This is a genomic window from Fodinibius salsisoli (genome assembly GCF_026229185.1).
In the GTDB taxonomy this organism is placed as follows: domain Bacteria; phylum Bacteroidota; class Rhodothermia; order Balneolales; family Balneolaceae; genus Fodinibius; species Fodinibius salsisoli.
Genome location: NZ_JAGGJA010000003.1, coordinates 123,944 through 139,656 on the forward strand (window position 1 = coordinate 123,944; position 15,713 = coordinate 139,656).

General features: G+C 43.6%; 14 protein-coding genes. 2 read left to right on the forward strand and 12 right to left on the reverse strand.

All coding sequences use genetic code 11. The features are described from left to right. Nucleotides 1-83: 83 nt before the first annotated feature. The 12 genes from J6I44_RS05480 to der all read right to left on the reverse strand — a co-directional run bounded on the left by J6I44_RS05480 (nucleotide 84) and on the right by der (nucleotide 13,285). A complete protein-coding gene (locus J6I44_RS05480; RefSeq protein WP_265764999.1) occupies nucleotides 84-2,687 on the reverse strand; it encodes a fimbria/pilus outer membrane usher protein in 2,604 nt (867 codons plus the stop codon). Nucleotides 2,688-2,842: 155 nt separating this feature from the next. Further along, nucleotides 2,843-3,583: a hypothetical protein gene (locus tag J6I44_RS05485; RefSeq protein WP_265765000.1), complete on the reverse strand. Its 741-nt coding sequence runs from the start codon at nucleotides 3,581-3,583 to the stop codon at nucleotides 2,843-2,845. Between the two features lie 430 nt (nucleotides 3,584-4,013). Further along, nucleotides 4,014-4,571, reverse strand: coding sequence for a hypothetical protein (locus J6I44_RS05490; protein WP_265765001.1), 558 nt, complete (start codon nucleotides 4,569-4,571; stop codon nucleotides 4,014-4,016). Nucleotides 4,572-4,647: 76 nt separating this feature from the next. Beyond that, nucleotides 4,648-5,142 carry a hypothetical protein gene (locus tag J6I44_RS05495; protein WP_265765002.1) on the reverse strand — a complete coding sequence of 165 codons (495 nt, stop codon included), beginning with the start codon at nucleotides 5,140-5,142 and terminating at the stop codon, nucleotides 4,648-4,650. Continuing rightward, entirely contained in the window at nucleotides 5,135-5,704 is a 570-nt protein-coding gene (locus tag J6I44_RS05500) for a hypothetical protein (RefSeq protein ID WP_265765003.1), read from the reverse strand. Before J6I44_RS05500 ends, J6I44_RS05495 begins: the two co-directional genes overlap by 8 nt. Nucleotides 5,705-5,763: 59 nt before the next feature. Next, complete coding sequence (locus J6I44_RS05505; protein ID WP_265765004.1) at nucleotides 5,764-6,276, reverse strand: hypothetical protein; 513 nt, start codon at nucleotides 6,274-6,276, stop codon at nucleotides 5,764-5,766. Next, entirely contained in the window at nucleotides 6,273-9,266 is a 2,994-nt protein-coding gene (locus J6I44_RS05510; RefSeq protein WP_265765005.1) for a glycine-rich domain-containing protein, read from the reverse strand. Before J6I44_RS05510 ends, J6I44_RS05505 begins: the two co-directional genes overlap by 4 nt. Before the next feature lie 238 nt (nucleotides 9,267-9,504). Then, nucleotides 9,505-9,972 carry a peroxiredoxin gene (locus tag J6I44_RS05515; protein ID WP_265765006.1) on the reverse strand — a complete coding sequence of 156 codons (468 nt, stop codon included), beginning with the start codon at nucleotides 9,970-9,972 and terminating at the stop codon, nucleotides 9,505-9,507. 17 nt (nucleotides 9,973-9,989) lie between these two features. Beyond that, nucleotides 9,990-10,598, reverse strand: coding sequence for a hypothetical protein (locus J6I44_RS05520; RefSeq protein ID WP_265765007.1), 609 nt, complete (start codon nucleotides 10,596-10,598; stop codon nucleotides 9,990-9,992). 9 nt (nucleotides 10,599-10,607) lie between these two features. Next, nucleotides 10,608-11,177, reverse strand: a complete 570-nt coding sequence (locus tag J6I44_RS05525; RefSeq protein WP_265765008.1) for a hypothetical protein — start codon at nucleotides 11,175-11,177, stop codon at nucleotides 10,608-10,610. Between the two features lie 11 nt (nucleotides 11,178-11,188). Further along, nucleotides 11,189-11,887 (reverse strand): NuoI/complex I 23 kDa subunit family protein, encoded by a 699-nt coding sequence (locus J6I44_RS05530; protein WP_265765009.1) that lies wholly within the window; start codon nucleotides 11,885-11,887, stop codon nucleotides 11,189-11,191. 90 nt (nucleotides 11,888-11,977) lie between these two features. Next, the gene (der, locus tag J6I44_RS05535) at nucleotides 11,978-13,285 is read right to left on the reverse strand and encodes a ribosome biogenesis GTPase Der (protein ID WP_286670477.1); all 1,308 of its coding nucleotides are present in this window, start codon (nucleotides 13,283-13,285) and stop codon (nucleotides 11,978-11,980) included. 443 nt (nucleotides 13,286-13,728) lie between these two features. On the opposite strand from der, the gene J6I44_RS05540 reads away from it, so the two are divergent. Further along, complete coding sequence (locus J6I44_RS05540) at nucleotides 13,729-14,379, forward strand: thymidine kinase (RefSeq protein ID WP_265765010.1); 651 nt, start codon at nucleotides 13,729-13,731, stop codon at nucleotides 14,377-14,379. After that, on the forward strand, nucleotides 14,379-15,710 hold the full coding sequence (locus tag J6I44_RS05545; RefSeq protein ID WP_265765011.1) for a NupC/NupG family nucleoside CNT transporter: 1,332 nt from the start codon (nucleotides 14,379-14,381) through the stop codon (nucleotides 15,708-15,710). The genes J6I44_RS05540 and J6I44_RS05545 overlap by 1 nt, the downstream gene beginning before the upstream one ends. The last annotated feature ends 3 nt before the right edge of the window (nucleotides 15,711-15,713 follow it).

Consider the following 15,713-nt stretch of genomic DNA (forward strand, 5'->3'; position numbering starts at 1 on the left):
GTTTTGACAAAGCTGGCATCCTTATCGATAAGCAAGTTCTTAGTCCTTCATTACCTGCTGCCTGGCTCCTCTCAGGCTCACACTTATTCTTCTGTAGAAGGAGCCAACACGATCTCAATTCCTTCAATAAAATCCCCTTCTGCAAGAGGCTCAAGCTCAAATTTTACTACTCTGCCTCGCTGTACAAGGTTTAATAAATCCTGCTGAACAGGATCTACCTGCAGGCTATAGCGTCCCGGAGGAATATCCATTGCGTAGAACTCACCGCCATGGAAAGTGCGAATTATCTTTGAGTACTCATTATCAATTCCCCTTAATAACAAGCGGATACCCCCTCGCTTTTGAAGCGATTCTCCCTGCTGTAAAGAAACGGAACCTTCTATAACTCCCGACCTGTAGAAAGGTATTTCAATGCGCTTATATTGATTGGGGTCCGCGATAAATGAAAATTCTTTCACGCTTGGTACCAGTAATGGATTGGGGATTAGATCACGGTCAACTTCAAGATTGTACCGGTAATAGCTTTGTAACTGAGTAAGCCTTACTACCCCATCCTCTCCTACCCTCTTATTGGAAGTGCGGTCAAGGCTTACAGCACCATAGGGCAAGATATCATCGCCTGCATCAAAAGAATCTGAGTTATTATTATCGGTATACAAAACTACAGAGGCTGCTGCATCCCCTGCCTGTTGACGTTCGCTGAAGGTTATTTTATCCGTGTTATTATCGAAGCCAATGGAGCCCCTGAGGTTTTGCCGTATCGAATGGTTATTTCCACCGCCTCTGTAAGCTGTTGAGGATCGCACCCTATTGCCAAAGTTGATTGATAAGCCTGCCTGTATTCTCGTTAAACCAGTTTGGAAATCCTGACTGGCACCAACATACAATCGACCGTTATTTATAATATTCTTTGAAACCTGAAAATCAATTCGTCTGAACTGATTCTGAGACCGTTCATAATGAGCTGACATTCGCAAATAGGCTCCCTGCAGTATGGACGGCAGATGCTTATTCCGGGGCAATACATAGGTTGCAGATCCACTGAGTTGCCCAGTTCCATATCGTGTATCATCATTAAAAAAGAAGATATTGTCACGGTAATTCAACCGTAGGTTTAACCGTCCCATCCGAAAATATAAATCACCGGTATAACGGGTATAGCTGTTTCGCTGAAAGATCAGATGTTCTCCGCCTATTCGAAAACCGGCGTTCAACCCTGCCAGTTGAAAAGGATTATAAAAATTACCCTCGATCTGATGATCCGCCCTTAGCCTATTGTAAATAGAAGGACCGGTATAATGGGTATATCTAGCCGAGAGGCTTCGAGAGGACGGGTAAATAACACTACTTTGGAATCGGTATAAGGCATCAGGTGCCAAATCTACGTTCAAAAGATACTGGTCGGACAGCCTGCCCGACAATGAACCATATAAAAAAGGATAATCGTATGTATCTTCTATATATTCGGTTCCTGCCTTGGCTGTCAGCCAGCTGTTAAGGCCCATACTCACATTTCCTTGTACCATTGGTGACCCGGAAAGATAGTTGTAAAAGTCCGGCTCTACGATCCCGCCTTCTATATTATAGGTTATAACGCCCGGAGGCAGAAACTGGAAAGGCGTTCGGATACGTTCTCGATCAACAATTACATTCCCATCCGGAGTGTAAATCTGTTTTCGCAGCCGTGTTGTTCCATATCGTAGGGGTACCTCAAAACGATAAGTACCTAAAGCATCTGCGCGAGTGTAATCAACAAGGGTATTGCCAACGTAAAGCTCAACTTCAGAGTCGGGCTCTGTGGTTCCTTCTACAATATGATTCGTCTGAAGTTGACGCGGTTCTACAGGATCGTTCGAAAGGGATACTCCCCGAATATCCCAGCTCTGCAGGCCGGATGTTCGAACTTGTCCACCGGCTAACTGCGATATGTATGGATTCTCACGTATTACATACCGCCACCTGAGATCTCTTGTCTGGAAATACCGGTTGCCAGAAGAACTAAACCCACCTAAATGGGTACCCTGCAGATCTCCTCCAAGAAATTCAATTCCCCCTGTAATACTGTAGTTATAATAATCCTCTCGATTGAGCGTGTTTATAGTACTAACAGAATAGTCAAGAAGTCCGGGCATAAAAACGGATCGGCTTCGATTATAGAGCAATGGGTATTCTTCCCGAAGAAAGGAAATTCCTTGCATACTTTCTCGCTCCTCTTCTCGCCTTTTACGCTCCACAACAGGCATCATATCATCAGCTTCCAGTGATAGAGAAAGCCTATTCATGTTGACCTCAAAATACATACAAAAAAGGTCTTTAAGTACATGTGGAGCAATAAAATAATCAACTTCTCTAATGCGAAATAAAGATTTATTATAGGCCTCCGATTTTTCGTTTAGAGAAGCTGTAAAATTCTTGAAGTTAAGGCGAAAAGAATTATCGGGATGCAGATAATGTCCATCTATTATATACTGCTGCCTGGAATTTATTTCATGATTGATTTCCAGCAGGCTAAAAAGTTCGTTTACCGGCAAATATATCTGATCTAACTGCGGATCATAGAGCGTAGTTACATAAACTTGTCCAATGGCCTGGTAGTTAAAGGTAAATAACACCTCTTCAGGATTCTGGCCGGTTTTCTGCAAATCGGACTGTTGTGCCCGTACGGGCACAGAGGATAATGCTGTCATTGCAAGTATTACATACAATAAGCCCACTAGTTTATATATCTGGCGGATATGCGGCAAAAGAGCGTGATGCTTTAATTTAAGGAATAACCATTTTTTAGATATTAGCTATAGCAATCCCGGTATAGTTTATGCTATATATGCAGCAAAAGACCCCGTCATAGTTCTACAGATATTGTTTCGGTTATTTGAGGGGCCTGTACCAGGTTTTGGGGTGATATATCCCTCCGTTTTGTTTCTAATGATACCTCCAGGAGGTAAGTACCCTGGGGCAGATCTTCTGCGTTTAGATCCAGTTGACGGGACTCATCAAAATAGACTGTTGTTGTCGTTTCGGCCTCTCCTACTTTTTGTCCGGACTGATCGTACAATTCGGCGTGTATACTTCCCAAAAAGGGACTATTGCCGGTACGACTAAGCTGAGCGATAATCGTCAGGATATCGTCGTTCTGTTCGACCTCTATATCTCGAACCTCTACACCTGTGGTTGTCTTTCCCTTGTGGTAAAAAGCAGCAATATTCTGTTCAAACTGATAATTAATTTGAGTGGTAATACCCTCTGTCTCCTTTTCATCTACTTCGGGCGTCACGGCATTGGATGTTACACTGATTCGAGTCCAATATACCCCGTTGGAGCGATCCTGCGATGGACGTACCTGTAACCGCACGGTTTGTTGCTGGTTGGGTTTGATAACAAAAGAGCGAGGAAATATCCGAATGTCTTCATCCAAACCATACTGTTCCTCTGCCTTGGTATCATCATAGTTCATCTCCAGATTACCCAGCGAATCAGAGTCGGGGTAGCCAAACTCTGTGGTAATGGAAACTTCCTTGGGTTCGTCAGAGTTATTATTGATAAACAAAGAACCCACATTTGTGTCATCATGGATAGCAAGCATCGTGGGAGCGAGACTTATTTGAGCGTATCCACTAAAAGGTAAAACAATGAAAAGAATTATTATGCCAACAGTATACGAGAAACAACGAGTTGCATGTACCATCTTGAATTGAGTAGTTATGTTAGTAAAAGAAAATATCGGGACCTCAAACGGGCTTCCCCGAGAGATTTAAAGATATTCATTAGCAATTAGTGCACAGTTTTTAGACCAAAATTACCTGCACGATTCTTAGGTAAAGGTTTTGGCAAACATCTGGACCTTCCTCGTTTCCCGGAACGCATCCGTAGATGCCCAGAGAGCAGGAATAAGGAAATTTTACATTGTCTGATACCCCATTATTTTTATTTAAAATCTCTGTCAATTCGTCCGGCCTAAGCACAGCTGACCAGCCATTCTACGCCCCCTCTCTTCAAGAAGTAAAAGTCTAACATTAATTATAGGTTGCCGTCAGGGTTATATCAGCTTCGTAGGTACCCTGTACTTGGTTGGCAATAGGCTGAACGGTTCCACCCAGTAACACATAAATTAAATTAGTGCCTCCTACATCATTAGCAGGAAAGTCTCCAATAGTTGTTGAACCAGAGGTTGTGACGGTTGTTGTGCTCGTCCCATCGCCTGTTACGTCCCAGCCCGACTCATAGGTAATGGGCATTGTTTCGGTACCCGCAGAAGTCTCTGTTAATACAGCTGGGAGTGCGGTGAATTCAAGTGTGACGGAAGCCCCTTCTGAGGCAGAAACCGTAAATTGACCGGCTTGTTCTCCTCCCGTTGCTGTTCCAGCGCTTACATTACCCTCCAAATCGATAGTTTTGTCTACCCCAGGAGAAACAAGCTGAAATAGCAGATCATTGACTCCTTCTACAGCCAATTGCTGAACCACATCTGCTGAAGCAGTAATCGTTCCTGTATCATTTTGTTGTGCCCAACCGACTGTGCTTAAACCAACTAAAAGCAGCAGTATTGAAAGTATTTTTTTTATCTGTTTCATAGTCTTTTGGATTTAATTTATCCTCTGTTCTTCTTGAGAGAACAGAAGTGATTTAGGTGTTAGTTATACTGAAAAATCACAAGTACGTAATGCTAATCCTGGATCTTGAGTCATTTTCTGGTCTCTTCATAAGATAAATCCATGCCGTAAGCTTATAAGGCTCACCAGAGAGATTATTAATCAGCCGGGAATGACGATTAAGTCGAAACATAGCACGGTCGCCATCAAGCGGAACGGCATTTTCAATATCCTTGCTCCCATCATTTAGTAACATAACATCCATATTAGAGCTGTCTGGCCGTTTACTTCTGTCGAATTCAACAAGTATCGGCACATTTTCTTTGCCGGAAATCCCAATACGTGTACCCTTATCAGAATTAAAATTTGATATGAACCAATTATCCCCCTCTATAGATTCTGCGCTTACCGAAAATTGTTCGGTCTGCAGAGTTATATGAGACTCAATAAATTGAGCTTTGACCGACCATCCTCCTGCCATCACAAAAGAAAAACACAGGGCCACCCAGATGGAAGGTTTATGCCACGATATATGGTATTGTGCCTTAATCATAGGTAGTATATTCAGCATAAATATTGACGGTAGCTGAGTAGGAACCCACCGGCACATTGCCCACCGGCCCCAAGGTACCGTAGATAAACAAATAGGCTGTTCCCATAGGGGCTTCATAATTTCCATGTGGCGGCACAGGGGGTGGGCCTGGAGGTCCAAGCTCACGTCGAAGGATTGGAAACGTAGCCGCATTAAACCCCAATGTCATTTCTCGGGCTTCCGCTTTGGCCTGTTCAATGTCTACCGGACTGGTATTAGAATAGGCCCAGCGAAGTTCAAATGGAATAGTCTGGGATGCATCCCCTGCGAGTTGAACATTACCAGGACTATCGATGTCAACCATCACATCGTGTTGTTTTTCACCAGCAATCTCAATAATTGCCATAAGTTGCGTATCGTCAGCCAGGTTTATAGTAATCGACTCATTCGTTCCACTGATAATAAGAGGTTGAGCTTCGTTAAAGTCGAGTGTTCCTGAATTTAAAGGAGTCAGCATGAGGCCATCTCCATACAGACCGAAGTTAATCCGCTGGGCATATAATAACTCTTGCCCAAATAGCATACCCTCAATCAATATCAGAGAGAATATGATACACCACCGATATGTTTTAAAGCAAGTCATTAATTGTATTCTACTTCCAGTGTAAATGCTCCGTTGTATTTACCATCAGATACCTTTCCAATTTGAACTGTTCCCCCCACCCAAAAATAAAATTCTCCCTCCTCATTTAACCTCAATTCATGACCAAGTGCGTCGAGAGGTTTAGAAACCTGCTGTTCATTTTCCGGGTAACCGGTTACCTCGTAGCTTACCTGCAGCGAATCGGGCGTAGAAGCATGGTAAAGCGTCATATCCTTAAGAAAAGTAACCCGGAATGTTGCCCCCGCTACGCCATAGGCTTTTAGTTCTCCTGCCCGGTAATCATGTACTGGATCGATATATACCGTTGAGTCGGTTATAGTATTCTGCTGAAAAGCCAGATCTTTAACCGTCTCCAGCTCAATATCGCCCACAACTACTGCAGTGCTCCTTATGTGGACGGAACCTTTTTCAGCCTGAGCATGCGTCCCGCCAGGCCACATAAGCAGCAGGCTAAGCATAAGTATGGTCAGATATGCAGTTTTTTGTATCATTTCAATAACAGCATTTTTTCGGTCAGCATTAGTTCATCCGTTACCAATCGATATAGGTAAATGCCGCTGGCTTGGTCTCCGGCATCCCATTCTACCTCATGCGTTCCTTCTGGAAAGGTATTATTAGTCAAAACTACCACCTTGCGGCCCAACAGATCAAAGACCTCCAGATGTACTTCTTTTGGCTCTGGCAGGCTGAATGAAATTGTAGTTGAGGCAATAAAGGGATTCGGATAATTGGGATGAAGCGTAACTTCATCAGGTTCGTATTCACTTATCTCGCTATTCAGGCTTAACTGGATAGCAAAGCGCGACTCCCTGTTCTCTTTCATCCGTCCCGTTGCAACCGGGGGTGAACTAAATGTAATCGGCTCCGGTGGTTGTAACTCCCCTTGCGGTTCTTTTTTGGATTTATCTTCAGTAGAGCTTTCAACTACAGATTTAGCCATAGATGAAGGAGTTTGGAACTTGAAGGTATATTCTTTTCCCTCCCTCATCGATATGTTTTGCTTTGTTTTATGGTCTACAAGCGTTGGATAGACCTTCTCTGGCCATTTTTGGGAAATCTTCCATTTCAAAGTAAAAGTATCATCAATTGGCTCTCCTTCCTCAGCTCCACCCACATACAATGGAAAAGAAACTTCTTGCTCTAATTCTGAAGGTACACTGTTGATGACCAGCGGATGATGTGCCTCATCTTTTGACGAGGTAAAAAGCGCCAGCCAGGTATCATTCATGGGTTTCAATCTGTAAGCATCACCCGGATCTTCTCCCAATCTCCCCTGCTCTTTTAATGAGATAAAACTCTTGGTGCTCAGCTCACCAGACTCCAATTTAAGTTCCAAGGTGGCATTCTGACCATTCCAATTATCATTAGATTTGGCTGCGCTGGACCCAACGAACGAGCCGCCAGTTGTTTTTACATCATCAGAAAATGCTAATACAGGATTGTCGTTGTTGGCTCGTACCCAAAACGATTGGAAAGGCGCTATCAAGCCGTCACCAAGCGAGCCTACCGTACCGTCCCATACCAAATAATCTCCATTTCCGGCATTGGCTTCCGGATCCCACACATAGATAGTGTTATCCATATTGGTCTTGGTCCAGCCCGGGTGGTCCCAATCAAGCGTAGCTGTTGTGGGATTACCCACCAAATTCCAGCCTTCATCAGCTTCGTTTATATCAATCCAGGGTTCATTTTGCTGGGGAGCCCCGGCGTCACGTTCAGTAAAACTCACGTCAAATGAGAAGGTACCTCCACTAAAGCTGTATTCAAGGCCGGTAGCGGTTAGGGTAATGGGAAGCACATCGCTATAATTTGTGGATTGATCCGGTCGCTCTGCCCCATTGAATACATAGTGGAAGTAACCGCGTCCGCCTGCTACACTGTTTGTAATATTCTCAGGTTGTCGCCAGCCTTGCAGGGTTGTTCCCGCATCCGTTTCGTCAAACCACAGTAAATTGGATTGAAGATTAGCAAAATCAGAACCCGTAAAGCCTTGAGTCACAAACCCATTAAATAAGTCGGAGTAACTGGTATTTACCGGAGAGGTAACCATCCGCCATCCTTTACTACCATCCATCGTTTTTTGCATTTGTACTTCTCCATTTGTGGAAACAATACCACTATTATCAACTACAAGGCTGCTTCCTGGTGGCATCGTAAAAGTTCCATTTTCCAGGTTCAGTTGACCATCAATAATATGGTCTCCCAGTGCTGTTACCCCGTTGGTGTTGTTTATTGTAAAGTTGTTGACTGTCGTTGGCAGGATATTGCCCGTACTCTGTGCCTGACTGCCATTATAGGTATAATTTGCTTCTGTGCTGAAGGAACGGTTTCCGCTCACTTGTATATTCCCGGTATTTCCTGAACTGCTAATACCAGCCGAAGATCCGATGCCAAGGGTTCCGCCCGGTTCAAGGGTGAAGTCGCCACTTCCGCTTAGCACATGAGATCCTGTTTGCAGGATACCGGTATCTTTAATCCGTATCCATTCATTACTGGTAACACCTTCTGTGAAAGAAACCGTGTGGTTGGAACCGATAATCGTCGTATTATCAGCTGCAGGTGCTACTGATATGGGATCACCACTATGCGTATCGCTATAGGTCCATGTATCTGTTTCGCCCCAGTTCCCTGTTTGTCTGCTGTATAACGTAGTTGGGAGCTCATAGGTAACAACCACACGGCCATTGGCACCATCGCCGCCCGCAGCTGGACTTAATCCTAATGAGGCAAGACCATTGCGTGCACCGCTGCCACCGCCACCCCATTCTTCTCCTGGATTTCCATCAGCAGATGAAACAAGCCCCGATGCAGGTGCATTTGCCCCATCCCCTCCACCTTGGGAGCCACCTGTCCCACCTGTAGCTCCTGTAGCATTGCCACCATTACTTGTTGAACCAGCGCCACCTCCGCCACCGGCTTCGCCATTGCCCCCTACAAATATCTGATCTCCTTCTGAATCTTCTTCTGTACCACCAGCGGCATTGTTATTAGTTGAAGCACTGCTTGGGCCACCTGAACCACCTGCCGCTGCGACTAATGGACCAGAACCAAACAATGATGTTCCCCCAGCTGATCCATCAAAATCTCCTTCAGGCCCTCCGGCACCGCCTGCCCCCACAACAATTGGGAAAGATGATCCGGAAGTTACTGATAATTCACTTCGTACATAGGCACCTCCGCCACCACCCCGGGCGGCAACGCCCAATGCTAAAAGACTTGATACTCCTCCTCCGCCACCGCCACCTCCCCAAGCTTCTACAGTAATGGTTGTTACACCAGCTGGAACAGTAAAGGTATCATCAGCAAGGTATTCGCAGGTAATTGTACCGTTCTCTTCAGAGCAATCCGTTTGAGCTAAAAGACTATCCTTGGGTATTATAACTAACAGAGTTGTCCCTAAACAGTAGAAAAAGCCAACAGGGTTCGATATAGATTTATATTCAAGAAAGGAATGAAATAACTTATAAACCCTTTGTGCCATACTCTCTATCTTTTAAGTGCTTCAGGTTATAATAAGTATTCTATTAAATTTATAGAAAAATACCTAATAAAAACTTAAGCATTCATCTTATACTAATACAATCTATTCTATGGTTTTATCCATGAATAAATAGATATAAGATCGATTTTTGTATGTTATTCCACTTATTTATTAGTGAGGCAAGATACCTTAGTCGTCATTAAAAGATATAAGTTTCTCTCCCTTAGGCTTATCTTATTTAGTGTCTGGATAGGATACGCTGTATTGCCTTAAAGTCGGGTAGATCATCGGAGTCTTCTAAAATCTCCTGATGTCGTACTATGCCCTCCCTGTCAATTATAAAACTGGCCCGCTTAGCAACGTCTTTCATCCCATAGTAATCCTCATATAGCACATTGTACTCTTTGGATACTTTTTTGTTAAAGTCACTGAGCAAGGTAAAATTAAGATTTTCAGCTTTTTTAAAAGCTCTTAAGGTGAAAAAGCTATCCACGCTTATGCCAATCACTTTCGCATCTAAGGCGTTATACAATTTCATATTGTCACGGATGGCACAAACTTCTTGGGTGCATACCCCCGAAAATGCAAGTGGGAAAAATAGCAAGACAACCTTCTGGCGTCCTTTGAAATCACTTAGAGAAACAATATCTCCCTGGGTATTTTGTAGACTAAAGTCTGGGGCTTTGGGGGAGTTTTCTTCTTTCATGTAGCTAAAAAGTAATATTAGTACTTATGGGCCAACTTATACCCAATAACGGTGGTAACTATAGCAGCTGATAATATTAACTGCCATATCCAAAATAATGAACTGCTAAAAGCACCTATGGTCCAATAGAGGATGTAGCAAATCAGGAATAAAATGACCCCGGCAAGGATCGTAGTATATTTTTTGACCCGGTAGGTGTAAATACCATACATCATTAGGGCAACAAGCAGTGCCCCGGCCTGATAAAGAAAGAATAACCATTCTCTTAATACGGTGCTATTTAAAACAAAAAAATAAGAGATGATGATAAAGAAAGGTAAAGCTGTATAGACCATCGGAAATTGGGCAAAAACAGGCTTTGACTGCCTTATAAATACCGCTAACGAACTTAATATAAAAGCGAGACAAATTAAGTGCCCCCATTCCACTATAAATTCAACAACAGTTAATACGGCAGGGGTCTCAAAGAGGTTGCCAATAAATACCGTAGACTGCATGAATGTAAACAAGCAGGCTGCTATAGTCAGTCCCAGAAACTTGAGCCTTCCCCTGCCCCGGGCAAATTTGATGAGTTCAAATGCCGCGTATCCTCCTACTAAGGTAAGTAAACCGTCAACCCAGAGCATTGAATGTATTTAAGAGTTATTATCAGCAGAATTTTCCTGGTTTTGCCTTTTGCGGCGTTGTTCTATTTCTCTCTTGTTTTCTTGTTCTTTGCCAAAAATCATGACCTGATTCGCAATTTCTTTTAGCTTAGCCCGCTCAAAACGAATCATCTTTTGGGCAAAAGCAAACAATAATAATTGTTTCTTATCTTTATAAACAACTGTCTCCCAATCGATTAATGATATATTTTTAATGGCATTGACAAGTCCAGCACGGTGCTTTGATATCTTTCGAAGTACTTTCTGGATATCTTCAACCTCTTCTTCAACTTCAAAACTTTCTTCAAAGTGGGTAAAGTTTTCCAAGTGTGTGGGTCGCTTGTTGTCTACGGCTGCTTCAAGGATTGGGCGAAAATAGGAGGTTTGAGCATGGTCAATGAGCAGCAAAAGCTCTGCAATTGAACGTTTACCGGGTGCGCTTTCATTGTAGGGAATATTATCGATTACGTACTGCATTGCATCGGCCTCATCCTGTAAGTAAGAGGCATCTTCAATGAGTTGATTCACCTGATCTTGGGAAATCTCTTTATCGGTCATCATCTATATATCTCTTACCGTGCCCAGGAAGATTGTGCTTCTACATTGTCATTATGCTTTTGTTGTTCGAGCATTTCAACCAATGAAAGCCCTGAGTTGAATTCACGGTCTCGATCTCTGACGGAGTGGATATTATTTTCTTCCTGAAAATCCCAAAACTGACCAAACTGATTGTTTTTATATTCTCGGAGAAAGTCTAATCGTTCTTGGAGGTCTTCTTTGGGAACCAGCAGTCGCTGTTTATCATAGATGGCTTCTTCCCGAGACTCAAAGACAATATCATAGTCTTTGCTCATCACAATAGCTTCTTCTGGACAGACCTCTTCGCAATAACCGCAATAAATACAGCGCAGCATATTGATCTCAAAAAAGTCAGGATAACGTTCTTTGGGATCCTCAGCCTCCTCATTAGCCTGCATGCTAATTGCCAGCGGTGGGCAGGCTCTGGCGCAAAGTCCACAGGCTACACAACGTTCCTTATCACCATCTTCAACCAATACCGGCCGACCTCTGAAAATTGACGGGGGATCCCACTTTTCTTCCGGGTACTCCAGCGTAACGGTTGGTTGGAACATCTGCTTAAAGGTATACCAGAGTGCTTTAAAAATTTCAGGCAGATATAAATTTTCTAAAAAAGAAAGATCACGTTCACGCTCAAAATTTTTATTTAGCGCATTAGCCCGTGGTTGTTCTAAGTTCTGTGGTGTAGGCATCTGTTTGCTGTTAAAAAATATGGTTATGACTGAGCTTAATTGCTTCGGAAAAATAACTGATTCAATGATTCACGTCAAAGGTTAAATCATTTATTTCTTTTTAAATGTCATTGTTATTGGAACTCCTTCAAATCCGTACTTCTGGCGTATCTTGTTAGCTATATAACGACGATAATTGGCAGGAAGTTCTTCCGGAATGTTCATAAAGAATTTAAATACCGGGGGATTCGACTTTACCTGTGTGCCATATTTAATTTTCAATGGTACTCCCCTCCTGATCGGAAGCTGTTTCTCTTTAAGGATTTTTTTCAGGAAGTTATTCAAGTCTGGCGTACTTATAGTCCTCTTCCGCTCTTCGAGCACCTTCTGAGCTACAGAAATAACTCTGTGGATACGTTGGCCGCTCAGCGCGGAAGTAGACACAATAGGCACATAATCCATGGTAGGCATTCGGCTATACACATATTCTTCGAACTCTTTGTGCAAATTTGTGTCTTTGTCGGGTACCAGATCCCACTTATTCAGTACGATGACAATTCCCTTATTATACTTCTCTGCTTCCCGCAAAATATGCTTATCCTGGGCTTCAAAACCACGCATGGCATCTAACATCAAAATAGCAACATCGCACTCTTTAAGTGCCCGATCTGTGCGTACCGTACTGTAAAACTCAATATTCTCTTTCACTTTGCGCTTTTTACGGAGCCCCGCAGTGTCGATCAGAATATAATCTTTACCGTCATAGGTAAGCTTACTGTTAATCGAATCGCGCGTGGTGCCCGGGATATCTGTGACGATGCACCGTTCATCCTTAAGCAAAGCATTCACGAAGCTGCTTTTACCTACATTAGGGCGGCCGACAACAGCCAGTTTAGGGGTCTTCGATTCCGACTCCTCTTGCTCTTCAGGCAGTAAGTTGACCAGCTCATCCAACAAGTCGCCGGTTCCACGGCCGTTAATAGCCGATACAGGATAAAGCTTGTCAAAACCCAGGGCATAAAACTCTGTGGCATTAAGGGTGCGTTCATCATTGTCTGCTTTGTTGGGCACTAAAAGCACCGGCTTTTCCTGCTTTCGCAGAAGCTGTGCTACCGCTTGATCCAAGCTCGTAATACCGCCTTCGGTATCAACGACAAAGAGAATGACATCAGACTCTTCAAGGGCAATGTGCACCTGTTCACGGATACCGGCAATCATAATATCCGTTTCATCAGGCAGATATCCTCCCGTATCGATGACATTAAATTTGCGTCCATTCCAAAAAGATTCGCCATAGTGACGATCCCTTGTAACGCCGTACTGGTCGCCTACGATGGCTTTTCGGCTGCCAACGAGACGATTAAAAATAGTGGACTTACCTACGTTGGGTCGTCCTACAATTGAAACTACCGGGAGCATGTGGATTTTATTCCTTATATTCGATATTGTTTTAGTCACGGGGAAAATAAAGAATTAACTGCTTAAAGTAGAGCATAAACTCCATGTTACATACCTTTTACAATAATTTTGGTTTTTTAGGATCTATTTCGATCGCTTTTATCATTTTTATAACGTTTATTTTTTGGTTAGCGGGTGTAGCTGGTATTTCTCAACTAAAAAGCAGCACTACGAAAAAAACCAAGCTGTTCTTTTCGATTATCTTCCCTCCTTATCCAATTATATGGTTACTGTGGGATATTTATTCACAAAACCAATTCATGAAAGAAGGCAATATTGACTAAAATCCCCTGGGCTTTCTCTTTTCTTTTCCGCCGGCCTCCATTCATTCTTTTTATTTTTGATGATACACAGATATATTCCAAGCTTTAACGGGCATATTCGTAATTTTCAGAAGAACATTTATGCTTAATGAACCGTCATTTGTACCTCAGCAGATTGGATGGATCGAAGTGGTCTGCGGGGGCATGTTTAGTGGTAAGACCGAAGAACTGATCCGGCGGGCTAAACGAGCTCATATAGCTGGCCAAAAGGTCGTTATAGTGAAGCCTAAAGTGGACAACCGCTACAGTGAAGAAGACATTGTCTCGCACAACGAAAATACCCTTCCCGGCCTGGTGGTCGATACTGCCGACCAGATGGTATTGCTAACGGGCGATGCCCAGGTGGTCTGTATTGATGAAGCCCAGTTTTTTGATAATCAGCTTATTAATGTAGCCAACACCCTGGCCAACGATGGTAAAAGAGTCATCATCGCAGGATTAGACATGGACTTTGAGGGGCAACCCTTTGAGCCGATGCCGCAATTGTTAGCCATTGCCGAATATGTTACGAAACTGCATGCAGTCTGTTCAGAAAGTGGAACGATGGCACACTACTCGCAACGAGTGGTCGAGAATAAAGGTCGTCTTTTAGTCGGAGAGACGGATGCCTATGAGCCCCGCGCCCGGCATTGCTTCCGCCCTCCTGTTGATAAGCGTAAAGGCACACCGATCGCCCCCCTTTCCGATTCTGATTCCAATAAATCCAATACAAATAAGAGGAATTCTTCATAATGGATATTCTACGTGGTTTAATTGGAATGGCGGCTATCATTGGTATTGCCTATGCTTTCAGCAACCATAAAAAAAGGGTGAACTGGCGATTAGTCGGCGTGGGCCTGTCAATCCAGTTTGTACTTGCTGTTTTTATATTAAAGGGTCGTGCTATGGCTGAAGTCTGGTCTCCCCTTGGGTGGCCTAAACAGTTCTTTAGCTGGATTTCATCCTTCTTTGTCATCGTACTGGATTTCACCACTGAGGGAGCCAAATTTATCTTTGGAGATTTGGCCTTAAGTCCGGGTATGGAAAACAGTATGGGCAGCTTTTTTGCCTTCCAGGTGTTGCCTACGATCATCTTTTTTGCCTCCCTGACGGCTATTCTTTATCACTATGGAGTTTTACAGCGCGTCGTTCAATATATGGCCAAAGGCATGCAGAAATTGATGGGAACCTCTGGAGCGGAATCCCTGTCCGTAATTTCTAATATCTTTGTTGGGCAGACTGAAGCTCCCCTCGTTGTTGAACCCTACATCAAAAAAATGACCAAATCTGAGCTTTTAGCCGTGATGACCGGGGGCATGGCAACCATTGCCGGTGGAGTCATGGCAGCTTATGTTCAAATGTTGGGCAATTCTTATGCACAAACCCAGGGAGTATCACTGGATGTTGGCCGCCTCATGTTTGCTGAACAGCTTTTGGGAGCCAGCTTAATGGCTGCTCCGGCTGCTCTTATAATCGCCAAAATCTTATACCCAGAGGTGGGAAAACCAGAAACTAAGGGGGAAGTACAAATTGATATTGAACAGACAGATGCGAATGGTATTGATGCGGCAGCAAGCGGGGCATCCACCGGATTAAAATTAGCTGCAAATGTTGGTGGTATGTTATTGGCATTCATAGCATTACTGGCTATGGGAAACTATTTCCTGGAAAGCTTTGGCAGTTTCACAGGGCTGAATGCAATGATTCCGGAAGGGAGTCTCCGTATAGAAACCCTGCTGGGATGGCTCATTGCCCCTATCGCCTTTATTATCGGTGTTCCCTGGGCCGATGCTGTTAATATGGGTTCTTTGCTCGGGACCAAGATAGTGCTTAATGAATTTGTTGCGTATCTTCAACTGTCAGAGATGGTGAGTAACGCTGCTCTGTCGGCCAAAACCACTACTATGGCCACTTTTGCCTTGTGTGGTTTTGCCAATTTTTCATCCATAGCCATCCAGATTGGCGGCATTGGAGGACTAGCTCCCAGCAGAAAATCGGAACTTGCCCAATTTGGCCTTAAGGCCGTGTTGGCCGGAACACTGGCAAACTTAATGACGGCAACGATTGCAGGAATGTTATTCTAAATG

Coding starts and splice junctions, on each gene's coding strand:
- J6I44_RS05495 (WP_265765002.1), bottom strand. CDS start 5,142: ATGATTAAGGCACAATACCATATATCGTGGCATAAACCTTCCATCTGG.
- J6I44_RS05490 (WP_265765001.1), bottom strand. CDS start 4,571: ATGAAACAGATAAAAAAAATACTTTCAATACTGCTGCTTTTAGTTGGT.
- J6I44_RS05505 (WP_265765004.1), bottom strand. CDS start 6,276: ATGATACAAAAAACTGCATATCTGACCATACTTATGCTTAGCCTGCTG.
- der (WP_286670477.1), bottom strand. CDS start 13,285: ATGCTCCCGGTAGTTTCAATTGTAGGACGACCCAACGTAGGTAAGTCC.
- J6I44_RS05545 (WP_265765011.1), top strand. CDS start 14,379: ATGGATATTCTACGTGGTTTAATTGGAATGGCGGCTATCATTGGTATT.
- J6I44_RS05540 (WP_265765010.1), top strand. CDS start 13,729: ATGCTTAATGAACCGTCATTTGTACCTCAGCAGATTGGATGGATCGAA.
- J6I44_RS05520 (WP_265765007.1), bottom strand. CDS start 10,598: ATGCTCTGGGTTGACGGTTTACTTACCTTAGTAGGAGGATACGCGGCA.
- J6I44_RS05485 (WP_265765000.1), bottom strand. CDS start 3,583: ATGCTTGCTATCCATGATGACACAAATGTGGGTTCTTTGTTTATCAAT.
- J6I44_RS05500 (WP_265765003.1), bottom strand. CDS start 5,704: ATGCTATTTGGGCAAGAGTTATTATATGCCCAGCGGATTAACTTCGGT.
- J6I44_RS05510 (WP_265765005.1), bottom strand. CDS start 9,266: ATGGCACAAAGGGTTTATAAGTTATTTCATTCCTTTCTTGAATATAAA.
- J6I44_RS05480 (WP_265764999.1), bottom strand. CDS start 2,687: ATGACAGCATTATCCTCTGTGCCCGTACGGGCACAACAGTCCGATTTG.
- J6I44_RS05530 (WP_265765009.1), bottom strand. CDS start 11,887: ATGCCTACACCACAGAACTTAGAACAACCACGGGCTAATGCGCTAAAT.
- J6I44_RS05515 (WP_265765006.1), bottom strand. CDS start 9,972: ATGAAAGAAGAAAACTCCCCCAAAGCCCCAGACTTTAGTCTACAAAAT.
- J6I44_RS05525 (WP_265765008.1), bottom strand. CDS start 11,177: ATGATGACCGATAAAGAGATTTCCCAAGATCAGGTGAATCAACTCATT.